This is a genomic window from Opitutus sp. GAS368 (assembly GCF_900104925.1).
In the GTDB taxonomy this organism is placed as follows: domain Bacteria; phylum Verrucomicrobiota; class Verrucomicrobiia; order Opitutales; family Opitutaceae; genus Lacunisphaera.
In genome coordinates, this window is record NZ_LT629735.1 from 3439852 (window position 1) to 3465566 (window position 25715).

General features: G+C 64.3%; 24 protein-coding genes. 12 read left to right on the plus strand and 12 right to left on the minus strand.

Going from position 1 to position 25715, the window contains the following annotated elements; genetic code table 11:
• Positions 1-65: 65 nt before the first annotated feature.
• Positions 66-284 carry a hypothetical protein gene (locus tag BLU29_RS14620; RefSeq protein ID WP_091059397.1) on the plus strand — a complete coding sequence of 73 codons (219 nt, stop codon included), beginning with the start codon at positions 66-68 and terminating at the stop codon, positions 282-284.
• A complete protein-coding gene (locus BLU29_RS14625; protein ID WP_091059400.1) occupies positions 263-559 on the plus strand; it encodes a type II toxin-antitoxin system RelE/ParE family toxin in 297 nt (98 codons plus the stop codon). The genes BLU29_RS14620 and BLU29_RS14625 overlap by 22 nt, the downstream gene beginning before the upstream one ends.
• Before the next feature lie 986 nt (positions 560-1545).
• Here BLU29_RS14625 and BLU29_RS14630 read toward each other — a convergent pair.
• From BLU29_RS14630 to BLU29_RS14685, 12 genes are all read right to left on the minus strand, one after another.
• Positions 1546-1830, minus strand: coding sequence for a hypothetical protein (locus BLU29_RS14630; protein WP_157693910.1), 285 nt, complete (start codon positions 1828-1830; stop codon positions 1546-1548).
• An 875-nt stretch (positions 1831-2705) separates the two neighbouring features.
• A complete protein-coding gene (locus BLU29_RS14635) occupies positions 2706-3377 on the minus strand; it encodes a hypothetical protein (RefSeq protein WP_091059406.1) in 672 nt (223 codons plus the stop codon).
• Positions 3378-3434: 57 nt separating this feature from the next.
• Positions 3435-4433: an aldo/keto reductase gene (locus tag BLU29_RS14640; protein ID WP_157693911.1), complete on the minus strand. Its 999-nt coding sequence runs from the start codon at positions 4431-4433 to the stop codon at positions 3435-3437.
• Positions 4434-4446: 13 nt separating this feature from the next.
• Positions 4447-5226, minus strand: coding sequence for an SDR family oxidoreductase (locus tag BLU29_RS14645; RefSeq protein WP_091059410.1), 780 nt, complete (start codon positions 5224-5226; stop codon positions 4447-4449).
• Positions 5223-6008 (minus strand): SDR family oxidoreductase, encoded by a 786-nt coding sequence (locus tag BLU29_RS14650; RefSeq protein ID WP_197677727.1) that lies wholly within the window; start codon positions 6006-6008, stop codon positions 5223-5225. The genes BLU29_RS14645 and BLU29_RS14650 overlap by 4 nt, the downstream gene beginning before the upstream one ends.
• Before the next feature lie 199 nt (positions 6009-6207).
• The gene (hisD, locus tag BLU29_RS14655) at positions 6208-7500 is read right to left on the minus strand and encodes a histidinol dehydrogenase (RefSeq protein WP_091059415.1); all 1293 of its coding nucleotides are present in this window, start codon (positions 7498-7500) and stop codon (positions 6208-6210) included.
• Positions 7501-7524: 24 nt separating this feature from the next.
• On the minus strand, positions 7525-8283 hold the full coding sequence (locus BLU29_RS14660; RefSeq protein ID WP_091059418.1) for a glucose 1-dehydrogenase: 759 nt from the start codon (positions 8281-8283) through the stop codon (positions 7525-7527).
• Positions 8284-8320: 37 nt separating this feature from the next.
• Positions 8321-9142, minus strand: a complete 822-nt coding sequence (locus BLU29_RS14665; RefSeq protein ID WP_091059421.1) for an aldolase/citrate lyase family protein — start codon at positions 9140-9142, stop codon at positions 8321-8323.
• A 40-nt stretch (positions 9143-9182) separates the two neighbouring features.
• Complete coding sequence (locus tag BLU29_RS14670; RefSeq protein WP_091059424.1) at positions 9183-10142, minus strand: Gfo/Idh/MocA family oxidoreductase; 960 nt, start codon at positions 10140-10142, stop codon at positions 9183-9185.
• A 17-nt stretch (positions 10143-10159) separates the two neighbouring features.
• On the minus strand, positions 10160-11437 hold the full coding sequence (locus tag BLU29_RS14675) for a hypothetical protein (RefSeq protein WP_091059426.1): 1278 nt from the start codon (positions 11435-11437) through the stop codon (positions 10160-10162).
• Entirely contained in the window at positions 11434-12471 is a 1038-nt protein-coding gene (locus tag BLU29_RS14680) for a Gfo/Idh/MocA family oxidoreductase (protein ID WP_091059428.1), read from the minus strand. The genes BLU29_RS14675 and BLU29_RS14680 overlap by 4 nt, the downstream gene beginning before the upstream one ends.
• A 218-nt stretch (positions 12472-12689) precedes the next feature.
• Entirely contained in the window at positions 12690-13676 is a 987-nt protein-coding gene (locus BLU29_RS14685; RefSeq protein WP_157693912.1) for a hypothetical protein, read from the minus strand.
• Between the two features lie 204 nt (positions 13677-13880).
• Here BLU29_RS14685 and BLU29_RS14690 point away from each other — a divergent pair, with 204 nt between their 5' ends.
• The 10 genes from BLU29_RS14690 (at position 13881) to BLU29_RS14735 (ending at position 25698) form a co-directional block, all read left to right on the plus strand.
• On the plus strand, positions 13881-16076 hold the full coding sequence (locus tag BLU29_RS14690) for a TonB-dependent receptor plug domain-containing protein (protein ID WP_091059434.1): 2196 nt from the start codon (positions 13881-13883) through the stop codon (positions 16074-16076).
• 197 nt (positions 16077-16273) lie between these two features.
• On the plus strand, positions 16274-16942 hold the full coding sequence (locus BLU29_RS14695; RefSeq protein WP_197677728.1) for a gluconate 2-dehydrogenase subunit 3 family protein: 669 nt from the start codon (positions 16274-16276) through the stop codon (positions 16940-16942).
• A gap of 1 nt (position 16943) precedes the next feature.
• Complete coding sequence (locus BLU29_RS14700) at positions 16944-18707, plus strand: GMC family oxidoreductase (RefSeq protein WP_091059440.1); 1764 nt, start codon at positions 16944-16946, stop codon at positions 18705-18707.
• Positions 18704-19081 (plus strand): c-type cytochrome, encoded by a 378-nt coding sequence (locus tag BLU29_RS14705; protein ID WP_091059443.1) that lies wholly within the window; start codon positions 18704-18706, stop codon positions 19079-19081. Before BLU29_RS14700 ends, BLU29_RS14705 begins: the two co-directional genes overlap by 4 nt.
• Positions 19082-19089: 8 nt before the next feature.
• Complete coding sequence (locus BLU29_RS14710) at positions 19090-20262, plus strand: alpha-hydroxy acid oxidase (RefSeq protein ID WP_197677729.1); 1173 nt, start codon at positions 19090-19092, stop codon at positions 20260-20262.
• Positions 20263-20281: 19 nt separating this feature from the next.
• Positions 20282-21325: a Gfo/Idh/MocA family oxidoreductase gene (locus tag BLU29_RS14715; RefSeq protein WP_091059445.1), complete on the plus strand. Its 1044-nt coding sequence runs from the start codon at positions 20282-20284 to the stop codon at positions 21323-21325.
• Between the two features lie 7 nt (positions 21326-21332).
• Positions 21333-22361 carry a D-2-hydroxyacid dehydrogenase gene (locus tag BLU29_RS14720; protein WP_091059447.1) on the plus strand — a complete coding sequence of 343 codons (1029 nt, stop codon included), beginning with the start codon at positions 21333-21335 and terminating at the stop codon, positions 22359-22361.
• Positions 22362-22384: 23 nt separating this feature from the next.
• Complete coding sequence (locus BLU29_RS14725; RefSeq protein ID WP_091059450.1) at positions 22385-23659, plus strand: MFS transporter; 1275 nt, start codon at positions 22385-22387, stop codon at positions 23657-23659.
• Complete coding sequence (locus BLU29_RS14730; RefSeq protein ID WP_091059452.1) at positions 23656-24558, plus strand: kelch repeat-containing protein; 903 nt, start codon at positions 23656-23658, stop codon at positions 24556-24558. Before BLU29_RS14725 ends, BLU29_RS14730 begins: the two co-directional genes overlap by 4 nt.
• Positions 24559-24570: 12 nt before the next feature.
• Complete coding sequence (locus tag BLU29_RS14735; protein WP_091059455.1) at positions 24571-25698, plus strand: mandelate racemase/muconate lactonizing enzyme family protein; 1128 nt, start codon at positions 24571-24573, stop codon at positions 25696-25698.
• The last annotated feature ends 17 nt before the right edge of the window (positions 25699-25715 follow it).

Genomic DNA, 25715 nt, shown 5'->3' on the forward strand with positions numbered 1-25715 from the left:
CGTGATCCCTGGGTTTAAACCGGCTGCGGGGTTGACTGGGCGAACGCGCCGGGTAAGTTGACGGCATGACCAAGCTCGCGGAAATCCAGGAAGCGATCCAGCGGCTCGCCCCCCAGGAGCAGCAGGCATTGCGGCATTGGCTGGATGAGACGGTGGAAGAGACACCGGAGATGCTGGCCGCGATTGATGAGGGTCTGCGCTCGCTTCACCTCCAGGGCGCCAAAACATTCACCCGGGCCGAACTCCAATCAAGGGTTCGACAATGGGCTGGCGTGTCACGCTGACCGACAGGGCGGAAGCGGATTTGGAAGCGGCCGTGGTTTTCCTGGCCGGCTACAGCCCGGCCGTCGCCGGGCGGATCGGATTGGAACTGGTGGAAGTGATATTTTCACTTGATCAGTTGCCCCACCGGGGCGCTCCGGTGCGCGCGCGTCCGGGCCTGCGCAAACTGTCGCATCGCTACTACCTGATTTATTACGAGATCAACGAAGCGACGCAATCGGTGGCGATCGTGCGCATCTGGGATGGGCGCAAGGATCCTGCCGGACTAAGGCTGTGACCCGACATGATACCCGCGACCTGAGGGTTCAGGCCAAGGCATTTTTAACGCGGAGGACGCAGAGATCGCGGAGGGTAGGGATACCGAAACCTGAGGCCTGACGAAGATGGCGAAGCAAACCTGAGGGTTCAGACCAAGGCATTTGCCACCACTAATACACACTAATGTGACACTAATCATGAGTGAAATCTTAGCGGGGATCATGCAGCCGGAGGTCACCACGAAATACACGAAACACACGAAAAGAATACTGCACTCTACACCAAGGTCGCCAAGACCGCGAAGCAGATCCTGCGATAGAAATATCTCTGCGTTCTTTGCGGCCTTTGTGTGAAAGCTTTGGGTGTTTGGTAGTAGGGACCAAGGCATTTTTAACGCGGAGGGCGCAAAGGTCGCGGAGGATAGGGATAAACCAAGGCATTTTTTCACCACTAATCTTCACTAATTGGCCACTCATACCAATCGCCTCAAGCTACTACACTCTACACCAAGGTCGCCAAGACCGCGAAGCAGATCCTGCGATGGGAATATCTCTGCGTTCTTTGCGGCCTTCGTGTAAAAGCTTTGGGTGGTTGGTATAAGGGAAACCCCCGAAGGTGAGTTGTTCGGATTAGTGAGCATTAGTGTGAATTGTCCTATGTCGCTTCGCTCGGTAGTGGTGACCCGCCTGATCCGTGATACCCAGGAAGCTGCCGGTTATTTCTTCGCCAGAGACGCAATATAGGCACGCACAGCGGTAATTGGGTCTTTGACCGGGGGTAACTTTAGGACGTGAACGAAGTTGTCATAACTCCCGGTTTTAGATTGGGCAACCCACGCATAGCAGCGTTTTGCTCCGGGGTGCTTTATCAGATCAAAGACTTCGACCACTCCCTCCCATACAACTTCACCGTGAAAAGTTTCTCGCACGGGAACGGATTCAACGTGTTTGACGAAACATCGCTCCATCGTCTCAAGAGACTTCCCTAGGAGTGCCTTTCTCATGATTACCCCTCAATCATCTCCACAAGATTGCCGACAGTCCACTGCGAACTAACGACCCCCGCCGCCATGGCCGGGGTGCAGCGGATGCTCTTATGCATCTTCACGAAGTTGTAATAGCCATAGTGGAGCGCCACGGCAGCTTTGAAGTTCTCCAGCTTCTTGCTGAAGGCGTTAGTCAGGCGGGACATTCTACGGCAGTGCATCCGCAGGGTGTGGTTTTGCTTCTCAACGTAGCTCGTGGAAATCAAACCGGCGTCAGGTTCGCCAAGCACAGCGTTCTTTTCCACGCTCACAAACCTGAGGAGAGAACCAAGGCATTTCACAGGAGCCAACGGAGATAACGGAGGAATTCAGAAGCCAGAAAGCCATGCTGCCGGTTCTTGGTTTAATGGATTCTGAATAAATCACTCCTGCCTTTCCTCTGTTCCCTCCTGTGAGATATTCCGTGTATTTCGTGTGTTCCGTGGTTAAACCGTCTTAACTCCGAAACCTGAGGAAGGGACCAAGGCATTTTTAACACGAAGGACGCAGAGATCGCGGAGAGTAGGGTACCGAAACCTGACGGAGCGCTTGGCGCGGAGATGGCGAAGCAAACCTGACGAAGATGACGAAGCAACTTGAGGAGAGGACCAAGGCATTTTAACCACGGATTCCACGGATGAACACGGATGGAAACATCCCAATCTCTTTACAGGAGGTCGCAGAGGAAGCAGAGATTTCGATCTCCGGCCTTTTCTCTGTGTGCTCCTGTGAAAACCTGCCTTGGCCGTGATCCGTTCAATCCGTGATATCCGTGGTCAGACCGCCTTGACTCCGAAACCTGAGGAAGGGACCAAGGCATTTTAACCACGGATTACACACCGTTGCGGCATGCTTGCCACCCGGTGTGCCCTGTTGATGCGTGCTCGCATCCCAGGGATCGTCCACCAACCTGCGTTGGGGCGTTTGTCCCGAGAACTCCGTCGTCCCGCGGATTCACGGGCAAACGGATGAACACGGATGGTTTTTGCACAGGAGCCAACGGAGATAACAGAGAGAGAGCAATCCACCGCCCCTCCTGCCTTTCCTCTGTTCCCTCCTGTGAAATATTCCGTGTATTTCGTGTGTTCCGTGGTTAATTAAAGCCCGACCTGCAAATGCAGGTTATTTCCGGGACACCACACTAGCACAAGACCACGTGATGCCATTCCGCGCCGCGGTGAAAGTCCGGTTCGCGCAGCGGGGCGGTGGCGGAGAGCACGAAGGTTCCGCCGGCTGCATAGTCATACCGGCCCACCATGGCGCCGAAGTTCTGGCCGGCGAGGAGCGATCCGACCCCCAGGCGGTCCGCCGGCAGGAAGATTTGCGCCACCCAATAGCCCGCGCCAATGAAGGTCCGGCTCTGCATCCAGTCGGGTTGGTCAATCAGGAAAGAGTCGAGCGGGGCGGAACCGGCGCGGACGCGCTGCAGCCCCAGGGGTGGCCAGGCCAGCTGGAGTCGCTGGTTTTCGGGTGTGACGTGGCATTCAAGATAGACCGGGGCCGCCGGCGGACGCAGGAATAATTCGCAGACCTCGCCGAGCTCCCACGTTTTTTCATTCAATCTCCGGGCCCGATTGCCTGGCTGGGGGCCGAACAAAATGGCCTCAAGCCACAACCCTTCCGGCTCCCAGCCGAGACGGGCCCAGCCGGGATGAAAGCCGGTCTCCGGTCCGTTGGGCTGCCAGAATTGGCCGAGCGGCAACCAGTCCGAGCCGATCGATAGCGGGGACAGCCGGGAGAGTTCGACCGGCGCGCGGCTCCGGATTTGGGCCCACCAGATCGGGGCGGGAGCGCCCTGCGCCGATGGTTGCATGGAGGTCAGACGCCCGTCCCTGCGGTTGGAAACAAGCGGCAAACCGGGAGCAAGCGCTCAGACCTGGGCATGGGGAAGGTCATCCCAGGTCGCGATCCCGGCCAGCCATTCCGGGTTCAACTCCAGGCGCTGGGCGGCGAGAGCGTTGTCGAGTTGGGCCTGGGTGCGTGCCCCGACCAGGACCGTGTCGACGAGGGGATCGCGCAGCACCCAGGCCAGGGCGAGCTGAAGGGCCGGCACTCCGACGCTTTGCGCCAGCCGGTGCAGCAGCTGCACGCGGCGGAAATTGCGCTCGGTAAAATAGATGTCGGCATGGGCGGGAATGACATCGAAGCGGGATCCCTTGGGCATGGTCGCCCGATCGGGGGTGTATTTGCCCGAGAGAAAACCCGCGGCGAGCGGACTGTAGGCCATGATCCCCAGACGCGCCTGCCGGGCGATGGGAAGGGCCTCGGGAGCGTTCTGGAGAAGATTGTAGGGCAGCTGGAGGGTGGTGAAGCCGTGGAGTCCCCGGCTTCGGCTGGCTTCGAGGGCGGCTTGCAGCTGCGGACCTGAATGATTGCTGCAACCCCCCGCCCGCGTGAGTCCGGCGCGGATGACCGAGTCGATCGCGATGGCGGCCTCCTCCACGGGACTGGCCGGGTCAAAGCTGTGATAGAGATACAGGTCGGCGTGGTCGGTCTGCAGGCGGGCCAGGCTTGCTTCGAGCGCCTGACGCACGTGGCCAGCCCGGAAATCCCTGGTCACCTTGGTCACGAGCGTGATCCGGTCCCGGGTGCCCCGCGCCCGGAACCAGCGGCCGATGATCTTCTCGGAGGAATGCATCTCGCCGGACACCTCGCGGGTATCATCAATGCCCAGCTGGGCGCGCCGGTAGGCCCGGGCCTGCCCGCCGCCGTAGGCCTCGGCGGTGTCAAAGAGCGTGATGCCGTTGGCCAGGGCGTAGTCCATCAGCGCGAAGGCCTCGGCCTCGCTGATTTCCCGGCCAAACGTGGTGCAGCCGAGCCCGAGCCGGCTGACCGTCAGTCCGCTGCAGCCGAGTGACCGGGGCGACATGGCAGTCGGCAACTCACCAGGCGGTCCAGCCGCCGTCCACCACGAGGTTGTGGCCCGTGACGAACGAGGCGCTGTCCGTGAGCAGGAAGAGGGTGGGGCCGACGATCTCCCCATTCTGCCCGATGCGGTTCAGCACCGTCTTCCGGCTCAGGTCGCGGATGAACGCCGGGTGCTGCTGCTGGGCGGTGGGATTGGGAAAGGGCCCCGGGCTGACGCAGTTGAAGCGGATTCCGCTGGAGCCGTAATGCATGGCCAGATAGCGCGAGAGCTGGAGCGTCGCGGCCTTGCTGGTCCCGTAGTCGACCGGATTGGGCGCCATCGGGTCGTGGTAGATGCGCGCATCCGGCGCCACGAGGCCATACATGCTGGAGAAGAGCACGATGCTCCCCGCGCCCCGTGGCTTCATGCGCTCGGCCAGCAGGCGGCAAAGGACGAAAGTCGGGGTCAGCGCGAGGTCGAGCGTGCGCCGGAAGTCCTCGGCGCCGAGTTTTTCCAGGCGGACGCCGCTGGAGGAGGCGGTGACCAGGTGGACGACACCGTCGGGCACGCCGTGGCTGGCGATCAGCGCCTCGAGGGCGGCCGGCAGACCGGCGGTATCGTAGAAGTCCAGCGCAAGCGGAGTGGTCCGGGTCAGCCGGTGCTCGCGCACGAGGGCCTCGGCCCGGCCGGGCAGGTCGAAACAAAGGACCTTTGCGCCCACCGCGTCGAGTTCGCGCGTGATGGCCGAGCCGAGGTAGCCGGCGCCGCCGGTGACCCAGACCGTCTTGTGTTCGAGGGAATGCCAGGGTTTCATTTCGCGGTGTGGCCGCCGTCGACCGGAAGGTTGACGCCCGTGATGTAACTGGCGGCGTCGCTGAGCAGGAAGACGACGGCGCCGCCGACCTCGCGCGCCTCGCACATGCGGCCGAGCATCGTGATCTTGTTGTAGCGTTCGATGAACTCCGCGGCCTGCGGGGTGTCCGGATTGTAGATGCCGCCGGGGGAGACCACGTTGACGCGCACGCCGCTCGGGCCGTAGTGCGAACCGAGGTAGCGGGTGAGGTTCACCATGCCGCCCTTGTGGAAGAAGTAGTCGGGCGCGACGGTCATGTTCGTGCCTTCGTAGAGCATGAGGTTGCTGCCGACCATGCCGTAGATGGAGCCGATGTTGACGATGCTGCCCGAATGCCGGGCCGCCATGACGTCGCCGAACACGCGGCAGGTGGCGAAGAAGCCCGTGGCGTTCGTTTCCATGGAGGACCGCCAGATCGCCAGGTCGTCGGTCATCGCGCGCATCGGGCGGCTGACGGCGTTGAAGACGATGCCGTCGACGCGTTGGTGCCGGGCGAGCACCCGGTCGCGGAGGGACTGGAGCGAGGCCTCGGAACCGATGTCCGTCTCCTCGATGAGCACGGTGCGGCCGGCGGCCCGCTCGCTGTCTGCGAGGGACTGCAGGGAGGCGCGGTTGCGCGAGGCGACGATGAGGGTCGCCCCGGCCGCGGCCAGGGACTTGACCAGGGCGCGGCCGAGCAGGCCGGTGCCGCCGAATTGGATTATGACTTTGCCTTGGAGGGAAAACGACGAAGGGTCACTCATGAACGGGAGGATTAGGGAGTGTTTTCAAACTTGGTTTGTCATTCTGAGCCGTGCGAAGAATCCAGGATGATGTGCGCCGGCGGTCGTGCTGCTGGATCCTTCGCACGGCTCAGGATGACAGGTTATGCAGGTTTTCGGTGGATCGAAACTGGTGGCCTATGGAAGATTGCATCGGTTTGGGTGGGTTTGAAAACACTCCCTAGTGGTTGGGGGAAGCGGGGGCCAGCTCGCGGTAGCGGTCGACCCGCGTGCGGGCGGTGATGGCGTGGGCGTGCATGCGCTCGACGTCGCATTGGCGGGCGGTGACGGCACCGACCTCGCGGCTCGCGGCGGGAGTCATGCGCTGGTAAGTGACGGTCTTGAGGAATTTCCCGACCCAGACGCCGCCCGTATAACGGGCGGAACGGCTCGTGGGCAGGATATGGTTCGTGCCGATGCTCTTGTCCCCGTAGGCGACGGTCGTTTCCTCCCCAATGAAAAGGGACCCGTAGTTCCTGAGGCGGGAGAAGTAGGGCCCGGGATCGCGCACGTGCAGCTCGAGATGCTCGGGTGCGTAGTCGTCGGACAGGCGGATCGCCTCGGCCTCATCCGCGGCGACGTAGAGCTTGCCGTGGCTCCGCCAGGATTGTTCGGCAATCTCGCGGGTGGGCAGGGTGGCCAGCTGGCGTTCCACCTCCCGGAGCACCGCGTGCGCGAAGGCCTCGTCGAGGCACACGCAGAGCTGGCCGCTGGCCGGGTCGTGCTCGGCCTGGCCGAGCAGGTCGCAGGCGACCAGGGCGGGATCGGCGTGGCGATCGGCGATGATGGCGATCTCGGTGGGCCCGGCCAGCAGGTCGATGCCGCACTGGCCGAAGAGCTGGCGCTTGGCCTCGGCCACGAACTTGTTGCCCGCGCCGCAGAGGATGTCGACCGGCTCGACCACCCCCATCCCGAAGGCCATCAGGGCCATCGCCGGCACCCCGCCCAGCACGAAGATCCGGTCGGCCCCCGCGCGCTTCATGGCATTGATGGTGGCGGGATAGTAGCCGCCCTCCTTCACCGGCGGCGTGCAGGCGACGACCGTATCGACCCCCGCGACCTTGGCGGGGATGATGCTCATCTGGGCGGAGCCGAACATGGGGTAGCGACCGCCCGGAACGTAACTGCCGACCCCGCGGACCGGAATGTGCCGGTGTCCGAGCCAGATTCCCGGGCGGGACTCGATCTCCAGCGGCCGGAGCGTCGCCAGCTGCGCCCGGGCAAAATGGCGGACGTTTTCCTGGCAATACTCGGTGTCGCGCCGCAGCTGCTCGGGGCATTGCGCGATGGCGGCGGCGATCTGGCGTTCATTCAGCTCGAAGTTCGCGGGGTCCCAGCCGTCGAAGCGGCGGCTGCAGTCCCGGACGGCATCCAGGCCGCGGCGGCGGAGGTCGGCGAGCAGTTCGGCGACGTATCGTGCGGTCTCGGGATCGTTTTCAAACAACCGGTGGCCGCCTTCCTTGATGATCTTCATGATGAGATGCCGGTGGACCGGGACTCAGATGCAACGTCCGCCGTCGACCTCCAGGCAGACCCCCGTCACGAACTCGGAGGCCGGATCGGCGAGGAACACCGCGGCATTGGCGACATCGGCCGGGCGCCCGAGGCGGCCGAGGGGAATGGAGGCGGTGAAGCGGGCCCGGTTTTCCTGGGTGTCGCTCGCGCCCATGAACGTGGTGAGCAGCGGGGTCTCCGCGATGGCGGGATTGATGGCGTTGACCCGGATGCCGTCGGGGGCGAGCTCCACGGCCATGGATTTGGTCAGGAGGAGGACGGCCCCCTTGGAGCCGTTATACCAGGTCAGGCCGGGCCGGGGGCGCACGGCGGCGGTGGAGCCGATGTTGATAAAGCAGCCCCGGCGTTGCCGGCGGAACACCGGCACGCAGTGCGTCGCCGAGTGGAAGATGCTCTTCACGTTAACCTGGAAGATACGGTCGAAGGTTTCCTCGGAGACGTCCAGCATCGGCTGGTTGGGATGGCTGATGCCGGCGTTGTTGACCATGACATCGAGGCGACCATGGCGGTCGAGGGTCGCCTGCACCAGCCGGCCCAGGTCGGCGGACCTGGTCACGTCGGTCCGGCAGAACCAGGCCTCATGACCGGCGGTCCGCAGGCGGGCGGCCACTTGCTCGCCGAGCCCGGTGTTGGTGTCGGCGACGACCACCTTGGCGCCTTGCGCAACGAAGGCCTCGGCCATGCCGGCGCCGAAGCCGGAGGCGCCGCCGGTGATAATCGCTACCTGGTGCGCGAGACGCATAAGAGAAAGCGGGAAAGGGCCGGGCGGAGACGGACGCTCAGGCGTAGGGGGAGCGGACCGGCGGCTTGATGGCGGGGGGCAGGGCGGAGATGTGGCCCCGGATCAGATCAAGGCGTTGCTTGACATATCCGGTGAGCGCCACGACATCGGCGCCAATGCCGATGACATGGTAGCCCTCGGCGACGAGGTCGGCCATCGGGGCGATGAGCCCGGCGGTCATGCAGAACTTGCCGTGCTGGCGGGCGGCGGCGGCGATACGCCGCCGGGCGGCCACGACCTCGGGGGCGTCGAGCTGGCCCGCCTTGCCGATCCGGTGGCTGAAATCACCGGGGCCGAAAAGGATGCCGTCGAAGCCGGGCACGGCGGCGATCGCCTCGACGTTCTCCAGGGCCTCCGGCGACTCGATCTGCAGGATCACGATCCGTTCGCTGTTGGAATGGCGGATGTAGTCCTCCAGCGGAACCAGGCAGAACTGACCGTCGGTGTTGCCGCCATCGAGGGCGCGCTTGCCGACGGGATGGAAGCGGACCCACTCGACGATCTGGCGCGCCTCCGCGGCGCTGGCGACGTGCGGCACGATGATGCCGGTGGCGTCGGCTTCGAAGGGGCGGATGTAGTCGCTGTAGCTGCCCCGGCCGACCCGCACCAGCGAGTCGATGTTGTGCACCCGGGCGGCGCGGATCTGGTTTTCGAGGCCGATCCAGTCGTTGGGCACATGTTCGGTGCAGAGCCAGACGGCATCGGCGCCGCACAGGCCGGCGATCTCGGTGACGCGCGGGTCGGAGAGATTCACCTTCAGGACGGTGGGCAGTTGTTTTTCGCGGAGGAGCTTGAGCACCCGACTGGAGCGGAGTTTCATAATGGGAAAGGAGGGGAGGGAGGGCGGAGCGGGAAAAAATTCAGATTTCGGCCAGGGCCACCTCGCGGCCGCCCTGTTCGCGGCTGCGGAGGGCGGCAATGAGGAGCTGCATGAGCTCGACGGTCTCGTCGAAGGGGAAGGGGCGCCGGCCGGTGCGCAGGTAGCCGATGAACGCCTCGAGCTGGGACTTGAACGAGAAGAAGGTGTCGCCGGTCGCCACATTCACGTGGCCGGCCGTCCCGATGAGCTGAAGCAGGCCGAAGCCGCCATACATGTCGGTATTGGCCACGACGACCACATCGGCCCCGCCGCGATGCTTGAGGTGGACGACATTGCGGTCGGGCGTGCCCGTGTTGCGCGCGCTGACGAAACCGGGCCCCAGGATCGGATACATGCCCTCGAGCGCATGGATGCCGTAGGTTTCCCAGCTCTTGGGCGTGGTAATGCTCACATAGCGCAGATCGCCCAGTTCGCGGGTGGAGATCCGGTAGGGCAGGTATTCCTTGGCGTAGCGCATGCTGCTGGACGACATGATCGCCCGGCCGGCGGCGACCCATGCCCGGAAGACCTGCAGGTCGGCCGCGTTGTCCGTGAGCGGCTTGTCGATGAAGACCGGCAGGCCGGCCTCGACGAACGGCCGCGCGCGCGCGACGTGCTCGCCGCCGATGTCGGTCGCGATGATGACGGCGTCCACGTGGCCGATCACATCCGTGGGTTGCTTCACGACATGCGGGATGAGGGAGCAATGCGCGACGTGCTCGGCGGTGAAGCCGCCGTTGCCGATGCAGCAGATGTGGGTGACCTTGGCGCCGGGGATGGTGAGCGTGTCGGCCGGCTGCTTGTTCAGGTAGACCGGGATGCCGGCGAAGGGGCACTCCTTGGTCATCGCCTCGCGATTGTAGCCGTTGAACATCGCGCTCCAGGAATACGGGTGGCCGTTGCCCGGCGTGGAACCGATCAGGGCGAGGCGGATGGCTTGGGGATGGGGGACAAGGCTCATGGGGACGGAAGCGGGGGTTACTCGACGTTGATCGTCAGTTTGCCGGAGCGATACTGCTCCTCCCAGACTTTCAGGACCCCGGTGGTGTATTCCTCGAGCGAGCGCTTTTCGCCGACATGCTTGAGCAGCTCGGGCAGCCACCGGCGGCCGAAACGCACGTGCTGCGTCTCGTCGGCGATGTCATACCGCACGAACTGCTCGCTGAGGCGGTCGCCGGACTCCTCGTGCGCCTTCACGCGGCGGTGCCGGTAGGGGAAGGCGTGCACCTCGTTGCCCATGGTCAGCAGGCAATACTGCATGACCGGCGGAAACTGGCTGCGCCATTTGTAGATGTGCAGATACTGCGGCGAGGCGAAGGGGTCCATGCCGTGCGCGCGCATCCATTCGTAGCCCATGAGGCAGTGCCGCACCTCGTCGTAAAGGTGGCGCGCGGTATCGTATTGGAATTCCCACGGCATGCGCGGAACGGAGAACATGACCAGGGCCACGGTCTCGGCCGCCAGCATTTCGGTCGAATAGCGCTCGAATTCCTCGACGGTGTGTCCGCGGTAGTCCTCCTCCGGCGGCATCACCCCGGGGTCGGCCTGGCGCTGGGTGAAACGCGCATCGCGGCCGGCTTCCCGCGGGGCCACGAACTCCGTGCGGGCCTTCGGCGCCCGGGGCGTGGCGGAGGGACGCGGCTCGCGGCCGGAGATCCCGCCGGCGGCAGCCAGGAGCTGGCGCAGGTAATTCTCCCAGGCCCGCGTCGCGGCCTGTTCGCGGCCGGCGGGTGCGACCGGCGCCAGCAGCGCCTCGGCCCGGGCCGATTGGGCGCGCAGGTCGAGCAGGGCATGCGTGATCACATGGACGCTCGGCTGGTCGCTGTTGGGAAAGGTGGCGGTCTCGTGGGACTCGAGCGCGCGGATCAGGCTGGGGGTGATGACGCGGTAGAGGCCGGCGGCCAGGGCGAATTCGTCCGGAGCATGCAGCGCCTCGCGCATCAGGGTCACCAGCGCGGCATCATCGGGCGTCTGGAAGGCCGGCGACTGTATTTCGCGCAGCCGCAGGTAGAGGGCGTTCACGTGCTGCGAATACTCCCAGATCGTGCGGCCCAGCTCGCATTTCAGCTCGAAGGTCTCGGTGCGGGGCAGCCAGCCGGCCAGAATCCGCATGCCTTCCTGCTCGACGAAGCGGTATCGGTTCAGGAGGCGGCGGTTCTCGTCGATGGCGAGCACCGCCGCGTCGCGCTTGGCGGCGGCCGGCTGGTGCGCAGTCGGGGAACCGGGCGGTTTTGATCTGGCGGCGCGGGCTTTCATGGGTTCGGGGGGTTCTGGAGACAGTCCGGCACGGTGGCGCAGTGCACGCGCGCGCCGGTTTCAGCGGAGGCGATGGCCGAGAGGTTGAAGCGGAGGGTCTGGAGAGCGGCCTCGAGCGAGCACATCGGCGCGGACTTGCCCTCGATGAGGTCCAGGAAGCGGTTGGCCTGGCTCTGGAACGGCGCGTCGCGATCCGCGGCCGGCACCTCGTGCCAGGTCCAGTCCTTGTCGCCGAGCCGGAACGAGCCCCACCGGCGGTGGTGCAGCTCGATCTTCACGCTGCCCCGGGCGGTGTTGAACTGCAGCGTGCTCTCGTTGGGGGCCTGGAATTGGTTCAGGGTGTAATTGACCAGGACGCGGCCGTGGCGCGCGCTCAGGTTGACCGTGTCCTCAACGGTGACTTCCGGCAGCGCCTGATGGGCGCAGTCGCAGAGGACGCTGTCGGTCGGTCCGAGCACGCTTTCCATCCAGTTGGCCGTATGCGTCAGCGCATCCTGAATCGCCCCGCCGCCGGTGCGCCGGTCGCGGTAGTAGGTTTTGGCGTAGGGCACGGCATGGGCCGGGCGGCCGCCGGGAAAATACTGCCCGCTCGTGCAGGTGGCGTGCAGCACGGGCCCGAGCTCGCCCGCCTGCAGGAACTCCCGCGCCTGCGTCAGGAGCGGGTAGACGTGCAGCACATAGGCGACCACCGCCCGGCGGCGCGTGGCGTCCCGCAGGGCGATGAGGTCGGCCACGCCGGCCAGGGACTGGGAGAGCGGCTTCTCAATGAGGACATCCAGACCTCGCTGCAGCGCCTGCGTGGCCATGGGCACATGGAACGGGGCGGGCGTGCAAACGACCACGGCGCCGAATTGCCCGCTGGCGATGGCCTGTTGCCAGTCGGTGGCGACCGGGGCGTGGTAGGTTTTCGCAATGGTTTGCAGCAAAACCGGATCCGTGTCGCAGGCCGTCACCCGCGCCCGCCCGGTATTCAGGAAGCAGCGCAAATGCCTCTCACCAATACTGCCGGCGCCGATGACGAGAATGGAATGCATGGGTGAAGATAAGCCTAGATTCGTTGAAGAATCAGCCACGGGACCGCGCGAAACTCAAAAAATGACACGGTAGCCGCGGAGGAACTGGATGGTTTTATATGTATACACACGTATTTTCATTTACGAGGATAAAGTGTCAACACCGATGTTGCCGGCGAATCGCGCCCCGCAGGCGGGTGCTCCGCTTCGATTTTCCCGGGATGTCTCAGCAGTTGGGTTCACCGATTTTCGGTCAAATGGGTGGCCCTCAGGCGCAGGACGGCCCAAGCCGCGCCGATGCGCGTGTCTGCATCCTTTGCGGCCAGGATGATTTCCAGCCGGCCGGCATTTTCCACCGGCCAGAGGTGCATGAGGGTCAGGGATATCTCGGATCGCCCTGAAGCGGTTGGTTCGGCCAGGAGCCGGCTGAGGCGGTCAATGTAGTCTTGTTGCAATTCCCTTCTTTCGGTGAGTACGGCGAGCGCGCAGAGCAAATAAGGATAGGCGACCGAACCGGCTGGTTCGCTCGACCAGGCGCGGGCCAAGGCGGCGGATACACTTTTCCCCGCCAGGTGATCGCGTTTCAGGATGTAGGCCGCGCGGAGTCGCGCGACCGGGTCCGTCGCGCTCAAGCCGTCCACGATTCGGGGCAGCGCATCGGGCGCGCCATTGATATGCAGGACCCACCAGGGCAACGGTGCCTCGGCAGGAGTCGCGTGGATGGCGAAATTCCGGATCGCGTCGAGTTCGGTCCGGTCGAGATGCACGTGCAATTTTCCCAGCGTTTCCAAGGCCTGCAGCCGGTCGCCGGCCGCCGCGTCGAGCGCGACCTTGCGCACACGGCCGATCCATTCGTCCCGCTCGACGGCCGTGGCGCTGGCCAACGCCAGCACGCGCCATGTCCCGATGCGCGCGCCGGCCGCGGTCGCGCCGGTACCGGCGCCGGCAAAAGCCGCCCGCACGGATTCGCCGGACCCGGTGTCGAGGAGGGCCTCGGCGGCGTGAATGCGGACGAAACCCGATTCCTCCCGCAGGGCACGCTCGAGGACCTCGCGGGCCCGGGATTGCAATGGGGGGAGGTCGGCGGCGGCGGTGAAACCAAGCGAGCTTAGAAAAAGGAGCATAAGTCCAAGCGGCAGTCGTTTGGCACAGGGTTGTCTTTTCGGGCCGATCCCTAGCGCCGGTTCACGGGGTAGACGCCGGTAGGTGGTGGGGGTGGTTATCATTTTTGGAAAGGGATTGTTCGTTGGGGAATACGTCCCCGGATGAGTCCGGTCCGGATGGGGAGTCGAATTGAGGTTCGGTATCGGTGTCGGTGCTGGAGAAATGGGCGCGGGTCAATTTCAGGTGAAATAATGGATTGACTGATGGGCACAGGTGTATTGCTCTGTATACAAGATTTGCAAGCTGGCACTTAACCCAACTAACCAATGAATATTGTTCCGGTGATCGAAGCTTTGCGTCGTCGTGCAGTTTTTGTCTGCGCGACTTTTCTGGCCCTGACGACAGGGGTTCACGCCCAAGTGGCCGCGTCGGCGCCCGCCGACAGCAAGAAGGCGGATGATGTCCTGAACCTGTCGGTCTACCGCGTTAACTCGACTCAGGATACCGGCTACAACGCGACGAGCGCGACGCCGTTCAAAACGAAGCAGGCGATGTCCGACATCCCGCAGTCCATCACGGTGGTCACGCGCGACATGCTCAACGACCTCGGCGAAGTGGACCTGGAAAAGGTGCTGACCTACGTGGGTGGCGTGCCGCTCTTCAGCGGTGAACTCTACCAATTGCGCGGGAGCAACGCCTTGTCCACCTACCCGGTGGTGGATGGACAGATCGACCGCACGGTCTTCATGGACAATGTCTACATCGACTCGATGGAGATCATCCGTGGCCCGGCGGCCTTGCTGTATCCCAATTCGAATCTCACGGGTATTATCAACAAAACCACCAAACGACCCCAGGCCCGGCCGATGAGCTCACTTTCGCTGAGTGTGACGGACTTCGGCCAGTGGCGTCTCGTGGGCGACACGACGGGCCCGATCGGGAAGCTGGGCGATGGCCAGGTCAACTATCGCCTGGTTGGCGGGCTGCAGCGCGGAGATGCCTATTTCACCAACACCAAGGAGGACCGGACGATGTTCCATCCTTCCGTGCAGTGGGAGGATGAAAACACCACGGCCATGATCGCCTTCGATTATCAGAAGATTGTCCGGCCCTCGAATCCCACCGGCATTCTGCAGCCGAATGGCGTGGTTTTCACCGGCAACGGCCGCGAGAACAGCCTTTTCATGCCGCCGGGCGCCTCCGAGACGCACGAGCACCAAGGGGTTCGCGGCCTCGTGACACACAGGCTTTCACGCAATTGGGAAACCCGGCTCGGATTGGATTATAACCATCTGCATCGGACCGGCTCCATTGTCTTGCCCACGGGCGGCGTCAATTGGGACACCCGCACGATCAGCTTTTTCAATCGGCGCAATGACATCAAGTTGGATAATGCCTCCGTCTCCCTGGATACGAATGGAATCTACGAGATTGCCGGGATGAAATTCCAGAGCACCTTTGGCTTCACCATTACGACGCAAAAAGCGATCCAAGCGCTCTGGACCAACACCAATTTCGGCGGGCCCGGTGTCACCTTTAATGTGCGTCCGCTCGACAATCCCGACGTGAATTCCCTGCCGGTCCTGCCCTTCGATTCCTATGTGGCCCCGGCCAATCCCGGCAGCCGGACCAAGGATACGTATGGGAATTTCTATTACCAGCAGAACATCGACGTGATCAAAGACCACCTGATCCTGGTGGGCGGCTACGCCAAGTTCACGGACGAAACCTCTCTCATATCGAACTTCACCACGACCACGCCGGCCAGTGTGGTTGGGATAAACAGTAATCTGCACCGGTTCGGGGCGGTGGCTCAGTTCCTCGACAAGAAATTGTCATTCTATGCCATGACGGGCAACACCCAGTTGCCGCGGAGCCCCACGGCGATCCTGCAGGATGGGTCCTCGGCGCCCGCGCCTTCCGGCAGTGGCAAGGAAATTGGCACCAAAGTGAGCCTGTTCAATAATCGAGTAAATGCGACCGTGTCTTACTTCGATCTCAAGACCAGCGGCCTGAGTGTGTTCGGCGGTGTTTTGCCCGATGGCCGCTCCTACAATATCCCAGTCGGTCAGACCAGGGCCAAGGGTGTTGACGGGGAGATCGGCGTCGGCGTCACCCGGGAATTCGAGCTGGTCTGCAATTTCTACACCGGCACCGTGAAGGATCAGAACGGAAATCCCGTCGACAATTCCTACAAGAACACGGTCGGTATCCTCTCGAAATATAGCTTCCGCGACGGTCCGCTGAAAGGCCTCGAGCTCGGCGCCGGTGGTTATCGCACCGGAGGCCGCGTCACGGCCACGGGAGCACTGACCTACGTCGGCAAACCCGCGTTCATCGAGAACAAGGCGGAGCCCATCGTGAAGCTCTTCGCCAACTACGCGGTCACCCAGCATCTCTCCCTGAAGCTGCAGTTGGATAATCTCTTCGACAAGGTCGTGCCCCTGGCCATCAACTCGGCGGTGCTGGCCGAGGTAAATCTTCCGCGCACCTTCACGATGCGCGCTGATTACAAGTTCTGATTCCTGGTAGTGATGCTTTCCGCCGGTTTCCTCGCCCGGATTTTCCTCCGGCGCGGGAACCGGCGGTTTAGCGTCAGTGCCCAACGGTCGCCCCATCCCGCGTTGTCCCTGTGAACACGACACCTGACTCCGCTCCCGCCTCCTCACCGGGGTCGGGGCGACGGGCTTTCATTCAACGGGCGGCGGGTGCGGCTGCGTTGCTCTGCCTGCGCGGCGAAAGCGCGGCGGCTTCCGACTCTCCCGTCGGGCCTGCCGCCGCGCCGGACGCGGGCCCCCCGGACGGCGTCTACCTTTTCTTCAGCCCGGACGAGGCGGGATTGGTCGAGTCCTTGGTCGATCACATGTGTCCCCCCGATGAGCTCACTCCCGGTGGCGTTGACTGCGGCCTCGCGATCTTCATTGACCGCCAACTGGCCGGAGCCTTTGGCCAGGGCGATCGACTTTATCTGCACGGGCCATTTCGCGCCGGTCTGCCGGAAGACGGTTATCAGAGGCCCATGACCCCAGCTCAGTATTTCAAGGCCGGCGTCCGCGCCTTCGACGAGCACTGCCTTCGCCGCCAGGGGGCGGGCTTTGCCCGCCTCGACGCGTCCGCCAAGGAGCCGTCCCTGGTCGAGGTCGCCGCAGGACGATGGGACGATGCCACCGGGTTTCCGCTCGGGACCTGGTTCAACGAGCTGATCTATCCGCTATTCGAGCAGGCGTGTTTTGCGGACCCGGCGTATGGCGGCAACCGCCGCAAGGTTTTCTGGAAAATGATCGGGTATCCGGGCCTGCCCGCGGTCAACGGTCTCAACATGGTCCGCTATCGCGGCAAACCCTTTCCCGGCGCGAGCATCCCGCAGTCGATGGAGGATTTTGCCTGACATGAAATCGATGCCACATCGCGCCGTCGCGGTGATCGGAGGCGGTCTCGCCGGCGGGCTGGTCGCCCGGCAGCTGGCGCGGCAGCGCATTGACACCGTGGTATTGGAACGCGGCGGCGATCGTCACGGCGGTGCCGAAGGACGGCTGCCGACGCAGCGGGACGAATTGCGGTGGGATGCCCGCACGGGGCTGATGCAGGATGCCGCCTCGGAGACTTACACATTCCGCCGCGAAAGCTCCGCGACCTCGCGGCCCATGCGCCGCCTCACGGCCTTCCTGCCGGGGAGCGGGGTGGGGGGCGCGGCCAGTCATTGGAACGGGCAGGTTTTTCGCTGGGTCGATTACAATCTTAGCCTGCGTTCGCGGTATGAGCAGCGCTACGGCAAGGACGCCATCCCGGCGGACATGCCGCTGCAGAACTGGGGCGTAGGCTATAGTGAGCTCGAGCCGTACCACGAGCTCTTCGAAAAACTTTTCGGCATCTCCGGTCGCGCGGGCAATCTGCGTGGCGCCATCCAGCCCGGCGGCAATCCATTCGAGGCCCCGCGCCAGAATCCATATCCCCAGGCCCCGCTCGAACGCACGGAGGCCGGGCGGATCTTCGAGGAAACCGTGGGGCGCGAGTTCGGTTATCATCCGTTTCCCTCGCCGGCGGCGAATTCCAGCGGTGCCTATGAGAATCCCGACGGCATGCGACTGGGCGCCTGCCAGTACTGCGGTCACTGCGAGCGCTTCATCTGCGAAGCCAACGCCAAGGGCACGCCCGACCTGCTCCTCTATCCATGGCTGGCGCGGCAGCCGGGCTTTGCCCTCCGCCCGCACAGCCAGGTGCTCGCCATCGAACACGATGCCGCGACCGGGCGCGCTCACGGCGTGCGCTACCTTGACCTGGCGACGGGGGAGGAGTGCTTCCAGCCCGCCGACGCGGTTGTCCTGTCCGCCTTCACGCTGACGAACACCCGCCTGCTGCTGACTGGTCGCCTCGGCCGGGCCTATGATCCCGCAACGGGCTCGGGCGTGGTCGGCCGCAACTTTTGCTACCAAGCCAATTCTGGCATCGCGGTCTTCATGCGTGACCGCTGGATCAATCCCTTCCTGGCGGCGGGTTGCACCGGAACGCTCATCGACGAGTTCAATGACGACAACTTCGACCACGCCGGGCTCGGTTTTCTTGGCGGTGGCTACATCGGGGTTAATGTCAGTTCCGGCCGGCCGATTGGCTCCCGCCGCCTGCCCCCGGGGACACCTCGTTGGGGCTCGGCCTGGAAGCGCGCGAACGCGGAGTGGTATGCCCACGCCTTCGCAGTCGGTGTCCAAGGCAGCTGCTATCCGCACCGGGACAATTACCTCGACCTCGATCCAGACTACGCCGACGCGTTCGGCCAGCCGCTGTTGCGGATGACATTCGATTTCCGCGCGAACGAGCAGAAGCTTTCCGCTTATTGCACGGCGCAAGCCGCGCGAATCGCCCACGCGATGGGCGCGACCGTGGTGGGCCCGGCCGTCCCGCGGGCGGCGCCTTTCGATGCCCGTGTTTACCAGGGCACGCACGTGACCGGTGGCACCCCGATGGGCCCGGACCCGGCCACGAGTGTGGTGTCGCCTCGGCTGCAGCATTGGGACGTGGAGAACCTCTTCGTGGTCGGCGCCTCGGTTTTTCCGCAGAATGCCGGCCACAATCCCACCGGGCCGGTCGCCGCGCTGGCGTTGAGATTGGGCGACGATCTCGGGAGATATCTGGCCCATCCGGGCCATCTCTCATGAAGCGAATCATCTCCATCCTCTGCCTGGCTGGCATCCTCGATGCGGCCACCGGCTCCGAGCCAGCTTTGGGAGACGTGGAGCGCGGTCGCAAGGTGTTTGCGACGTGTGCGGCCTGCCACCGGGAGGTCTCGGCCGAAGTGCCCAACCCCGGCCCGGATCTGCGCGGCGTTTTAGGCCGCCCTTCGGCGAGCATGCCCAATTTCCGCTACAGTCGTGCGCTCCGCAATGCGAAGTGGACGTGGAGCGAGGCTGCCCTCAATTCATTCCTTACCGATCCGCAAGCGGCGGTTCCGGGAAATACAATGCCGTTTCCCGGACTGCCCGACGACGCCCAGCGCCAGGACCTGATCGCGTACCTCAAAACTTTCAAATGAACCCACCGATGAGTCGCAAACAATTCATGGCTGCGTTGGGTGTCGGCAGCCTCGCCCTCAATTCGCTTGAAGGCACGACCACGGCACCTGTTGGGACGGCCAGTTCGCCTTTGCCGGCGGGCTCCGCTCCGCTTGAGCCGCTGCTGAACCTCGATGATGTCGAGGCACAAGCCCGCGCGATCATGCTGCCGTCGGTATACGACTTCGTCTCCGGTGCCGCAGCCGACGAACTTACCGTCCGGTGGAACCGCGAGAAGTATCGCGACATCCGCCTCCAAGCTCGAGTGCTCCGGGATTTGTCCGGCTTGGATTGTTCGACCACCCTGCTGGGCCAGCGCATGGCGGCGCCCATTTTGCTGGCGCCGACGTCCGGTCACCGGCTGTCACATCCCGAGGGCGAGCTGGCCACGGCCCGCGGGGCGGGCGCCTTTGGTGCGACCATGGTGCTCAGCTCCGGCTCGAACACGAGCATTGAGGACGTGATGAGCGTCGCGACCCACCCGGTGTGGTTCCAACTTTATGTATTAAAGGATCGCGGCTTAACGCGTGCTCTGGTCGAGCGGGTGCAGGCGGCGGGAGTGAAAGCGTTGTGTGTCACGGTGGACAGTCCCTTGGATGGCGCGCGCAATCGCCAGCAGCGCGCACACGTGCAGCTGCCACCTGGTGTCACTTATCCCCATTACGCCGGCCTCCGTGATGCGATTTCAATCCAGACGCTGGACGTCGTGAAACCGTTCAACCTGATGTGGAGCGATATCGAGTGGCTGCGTTCGTTTATCAAGGTGCCGATGCTGCTGAAGGGCGTGATGAATCCCGCGGACGCGGCCACCGGGCTGAAGGCCGGCGCCGACGGCATCATCGTGTCCAACCACGGTGGCCGCTGCCTCGATACGCAGCCGGCCACGATCGAGGCGCTCCCGCGTGTTGTTGCAGCGGTGAATGGACGCGTGCCGGTGATCGTGGACGGCGGTATCCGCCGCGGCACGGACATCGTCAAGGCGCTCGCGCTCGGCGCCGCGGCCGTGCAGATCGGCCGCCCCTACGTCTACGGGCTGGCGGCCGGGGGCGCGCCCGGTGTCACCCATGTGCTCAAGATTCTCCGCCAGGAGCTGCTGATGGCGATGTCGCTGCTCGGCTGCCCGACCCTCGCCTCGATCGACCGCACCATTCTCTGGAAATAAACCCTCAACACCCCGCTACATGAAAAAAATCCGTTTTGGCATCACCGGCTCCGGCTACATGGGTCGCACCCATGCGGAGGCCGTCCAATTTCACCGCGATACCGCCGAACTCGTCGCCATCTGGGGCGGCAGCCGCGCGGCGTCGCTCGCCGGGCGCTGTGGCGTCGTGGCCGAACCCACGCTCGAGTCGCTGATGGCCCGGAAGGACATCGATGCGATCATCATCACCACGCCGCAGCATGTGCACTGCCAGGAGGCGGTGCTGGCGATGCAATCGGGCAAACATGTGCTCGTCGAGAAGCCGATGGCGACCAAGGTGGAGGATTGCGACCGCATGCTGGCGGCCGCCGCGCAACACAAGCGCGTGCTCTCGCTCGCATACAACCTGCGCTTCCGCATCAATCTGCCCAACGTGAAGCGGCTGATCGCCGAGGGCGCGATCGGCCGGGTGCAAAGCATGCATTATTCAATGATTCGCCAGGCCTCGGTGGCCGGGAACTTTGGGGGCAACAAGACCAGCTGGATCGAGCTGCCCGAGGTGATCGGATTCGTTATCGACGCGTTGCCGCACGGCGTGGATGCCATCCGGTGGTCCACCGGGGCCGAGGTGAAGCGGGTTGCCGGCTTTAGCCGAACCTTCTTACCGGGTCGCCAGATTGAGGATACCACAGTGGGCATCATGGAATACACCAACGGCGCGATCTGCTCCGTCCACATCACCAAGGCCGCGGACGGCGAATACAAGGGCGAGATGGCCCGCCTCAGCATCGTCGGCAGCAAGGGGAATCTCGAAATGGACGGCTTCGGCGACCTTTACCTGAGCGATCGCGCCAAAGGGTGGCGGTTGGTCTCGACCCAGCCGCCGGTCAACCCGGACGATCCCGACGCGGCCTTCAAGGAAGGCCGCATGCTGGCCTTCCGCAACCAGGTCCAGGCGTTCATGGACACGATCAACGGCAAAACCACGCCGATTGGCATGGGGCGCGATGGCCGCCAGGGCCTGGCCGCCTGCCTGGCCTTGATCAAATCCAGCGCGGAGGGCCGCTTCGTTGACCTCGCGTGACCCGGGAATGAAATCTTCCGCCTCCCCCACGCGCGTCCTGTTCAATCCGGACGTGTCCTATCATCCCATCGCGGCCGAGCTGGCTGCGATCCACGCCGCGCATCCCGGCCTCGAGCTGATCGAGACTCATGGAAAAGACGGCTCCGCCGAGCCGGATCTCCGCGAGGTCGAGATTCTCATGACGGACCTCCGCGTGCCGCGTGACCTCAGCGCCTGCCCGCAATTGAAATGGATCCAGTTGATCTCCGCGGGCGCGAACCAAGTGACCAAGACCGCCATCGCGGAAAGCGACATCCTCGTGACGACCGCGAGCGGGCTCCACGGCGTGCCGATCGCGCAGTTCGTGACCGGCAATCTGCTCATGCTGGCGCACTGCCTGCCGCAGCTCGGCGAAATCCAGCGCGCCCGGCACTGGCCGCCCGCGCGCTGGGACCTGCGCGGCGCGGTGGTGCGCGGCCTGACCGCGGGCGTGTTGGGTTACGGCAGCATCGGTCGCGAGTGCGCGCGACAACTCCATGCCCTTGGCCTGCGCATCATCGCCCTGGATCCCGGTCCCCGCCGCGACGATGGCTACAACAACTGGCCCGGCACCGGCGATCCCGCGGGTGCGCTGCCGGCCCTTTGGTTCAAGCCGAACGAACTGCATGCCATGCTCCGGGAGTGCGACGTGCTGGTGGTGGCGGCGCCCTATACCCCGCATACCGCGGGGATGATTGGGGCGGCCGAGCTTGCGCTCATGAGGCGGGGCGGGCGCGTGATCATCATTTCGCGCGGCGGCATCGTCCAGGAGCGGCCGCTCGCCGACGCCCTCCAACGCGGCCACCTCGCCGGCGCGGCCGTCGATTGCTTCGAGCAGGAGCCGCCACCGGCGGATCATTTCTTCTACGAGACGCCGAACCTCATCATGACGCCCCACATGGCGGGCGCGTTCGAAGGTTTCTGGCAGGCGATGATGAAATTGTTCACCGAAAATCTCCGCCGCTACCACGCAGGTCAGCCGTTGCATAACCAAACCAACAAACGGCTCGGATACTAAGCCGCCAAGCACCCTCCTTCCTGATGTTCGAATCCCTCACGCGTCCTGCCACGGGTGCGCTGCCGAAAGGAGCCTGGCTTACCGTCGGGTTCCTCTGGCTGGCTGGCGCGTCCAATTATCTCACCCGGACGATGCTGACGACGATGCGCGGTTCGGTCATCGCGGACATTCCCATGACCGACGCGCAGTTCGGGCTGCTCACCACGATTTTTCTGTGGGTGTACGCCTTCGCCAGCCCGCTGGGCGGCTTTTTCGCGGATCGGTTCAGCCGGCGGCACGTAATCATCTTCAGTATCCTCGCGTGGTCGACCATCACCTGGATTACAGCCCACGTGCATACTTTTCAGGAGTTCCTGATCCTGCGGGCGCTGCTGGGCTTGAGCGAGGCCTGTTATATTCCGGCGGCGATGGCGTTGATTGCGGACTACCACCGCGGGTCGACACGGTCGCTGGCCACGGGTATCCATATGTCAGGCCTCGTGCTTGGCTCCGTGATCGGTGGAGTGGGTGGCTGGCTGGCGGAGAGCCACGGTTGGAACTACGCGTACACGGTCATCGGCCTGCCCAACCTGATCTACAGCCTGTTCCTCGTGCTGGTGTTGCGGGAAGCGCCGCGCGAAGCGGCGGACGACCATGCGACGGGCGCGGCGGTGCCGAAGGTCGGGTTTATCGCCGCGATGGAAAATTTGGCGTGCACCTGGCCCTTTTACATCGTGATCGCCTCGTGGTGCCTGCAGGGCGCGGTCAGCTGGATGATCATTGGCTGGATGCCGACGCACATGAAAGAGCAATACCACCTGGGCCAGGGCGCGGCCGGTTTTTCCGCCCTGGGGTACGTCTACGTGATGCAGTTCCTCGGCCTCCTGATCGGCGGTTTTTGGTCGGATCGCTGCAGCGTCCGAAATCCCCAGGCCCGGATCGTCATCCCGGCGATCACCTTGCTGGTGGTGGCGCCAGCGTTCTGGCTGACCGGTTTTTATGATGGGATTGCATTCACCATTCTCAGCCTGGCGGGCTGGGGACTCGCGGCAGGTTTCCTCGGGGCGAACATGATGCCGATCATCTGCATGACGATCGACGTGCGCTATCGGGCCACGGCGCTTGGGGTGCTGAATTGCTTTACCGCCTGCTTTGGCGGAGTAGCGGTTTATTTCGTCGGCGCGTTGCGCGACGCGCAGGTCGGCATCCGATCCATCCTGACGATGGCCGGCTTCGGGGTGTTGTTTTGCGGCGTGCTGCTCTACCTCGTTAGCGTTGTGCTGACCCGGCGCGCCCACGGCTCCCGTACTACCTTATGAACCGCCATCTACTCCCTACCTGGACCCGCGGCGCGCCGATGCCCCTGCCGCGCGCCGGTTGCGCCGTCGGCGTGTTGCAGGGCCGCGTTTATGTCGCGGGTGGGACTTATTGGGAAAACGGCCGGAAGTTTTGGTGCGACCGAACCGACAGCTTCGATCCCGTCAGCAACACGTGGCGCGCCCATCCGCCGGTGCCGCGCGTCGCCGGTGACGCGGCGGGCGTGGTCGCCGGGGGTAAATTCGCCGTGATCGGCGGGGGCGCGGACGGAATCGGCGCGAAGGAGATCTGGGCCTTCGACGGAACGAACTGGCAATCCTGGCCGGCCTTGCCGGCGCCGCGCCGTTCGTGTGCGGCGGTGCTGCATGACGGGACGATCTTCGTTCTCGGTGGCCTCGCGGGCAATGGCACCGAGTTCGGCACGGCGACCAACACGGTCTGGCGGGCCCGCCCGGGCGAGGGATGGACTCCATGCGCGCCGCTGCCGGAGCCGATTCGATTCAATCTGGCGGTCGGCAGCCTCGACGGCCACCTGCTCGCGGCCGGCGGCTGCACGCCCGAAGCGGGGAGCGTCCGCAACCTGGACGAAATCATTGCCTATGATGCGAAATCGGACCGGTGGTCGCGCGTGGGGCGGCTGCCCGTGGCGTGCCGTGGATCCTCCGGCGTGGTGGACGGCCGCCGCCTTTTGATCGTGGGCGGGTACACCGACCGGTTCATCACGGATATCCACGCGTTCGAACCCGCGCGGGGGGACGCCAGCCCGGCGGGCTCCATTCCCGTTGCGTTGGCGGACACACGTTTCGTGCGCGTCGGGGAGCAGTTCGTCGGTGTCACCGGCGAGGATGGCATCAAACACCGTTTTGCTGATACATTCATCGCCGGGCCCGCGTCCCACTAAATTTTTCCAATCATGAAAATTACCTCCGTCAAGGCTTACGTCCTCAAGCAACCGATGTCGCGGCCAGCCGGCCCGGCGAATTTTTATTTCCGCGTGCGCACCGCGGTCATTATCCGCATCGAAAGCGACAGCGGCCTGGTGGGCTGGGGCGAGACCGTGGCCTTGCCGGGCATCAAGAGCATCATCGAGGAACACTATGCGCCGATGCTCGTCGGCCGGGATCCCCGCGAGCACCGCTCGATCTGGCGCGAGTTGTGGGGACAAAACTTCGGCAACGGTGTCGCGCTGGGCGGTGTCGACATCGCGCTCGACGATCTCCGGGGCAAGGTGCTTGGCGTGCCGGTGGCGGAGCTGTACGGCGGCCGCCTGCGCGAGAAGGTCCCCGTCTATGCCTCGGCCATGAACTACATTGAGGGCGAAGACCCGGCGGAATACTATCCGCGCGAGGCGGAAGAGCTGCTGAAACAGGGCTTCCGGGCGATGAAAATGCGGATTGGCGGGCAGCCGCTCGCCAAGGATCTCAAGGCGATCGAGGCCGTGCGCGCCGTCGTCGGGCCGGACGTCAAGCTGATGGCCGACGGCAACGGCGCCTACTCGCTAGGCTCCGCCATTGAAATGGGCCGCGAGCTTGAGCGCCTGAAATTCTACTGGTTCGAGGAACCGCTGCCGCAGCGCACCCCGGATTACCCGGGCTACGAGGTGCTCACGGCGAAGCTGGACATTCCCATCGCGGCCTGCGAGGGCCTCACCTCGCGTGGGGGCTTCAAGGAAGCGATCATGCGCCGCGCGATGACGATCGTGCAGCCCGACGTTGCGCTGGCGGGAGGCATCAACGAATGCCTGTTCGTCGCGGAGATGGCCCGGCTTTGGGGCATCCAGTGCATGCCGCACACTTGGGCGGGTTGGGGCGTGGTCGCGGCTTCGGTCCATTTTCTTTCACTCCTGCCGGATGCATCCTGGGGTCGGACGACCGAGACACCGATGCTGGAATTCGACCGGGTGGAGAATCCCTTCCGCGACCACTTGTTTGTGCGCGCCATCGAAATCAAAGACGGCTTTGCCACCGTGCCGCGCCTCCCGGGCCTGGGCATCGAGGTCGACGAGGAGCGGCTCGCTTTTTACGTCAAGAAAAGCACCTGAACGGCTGCCGACGATGG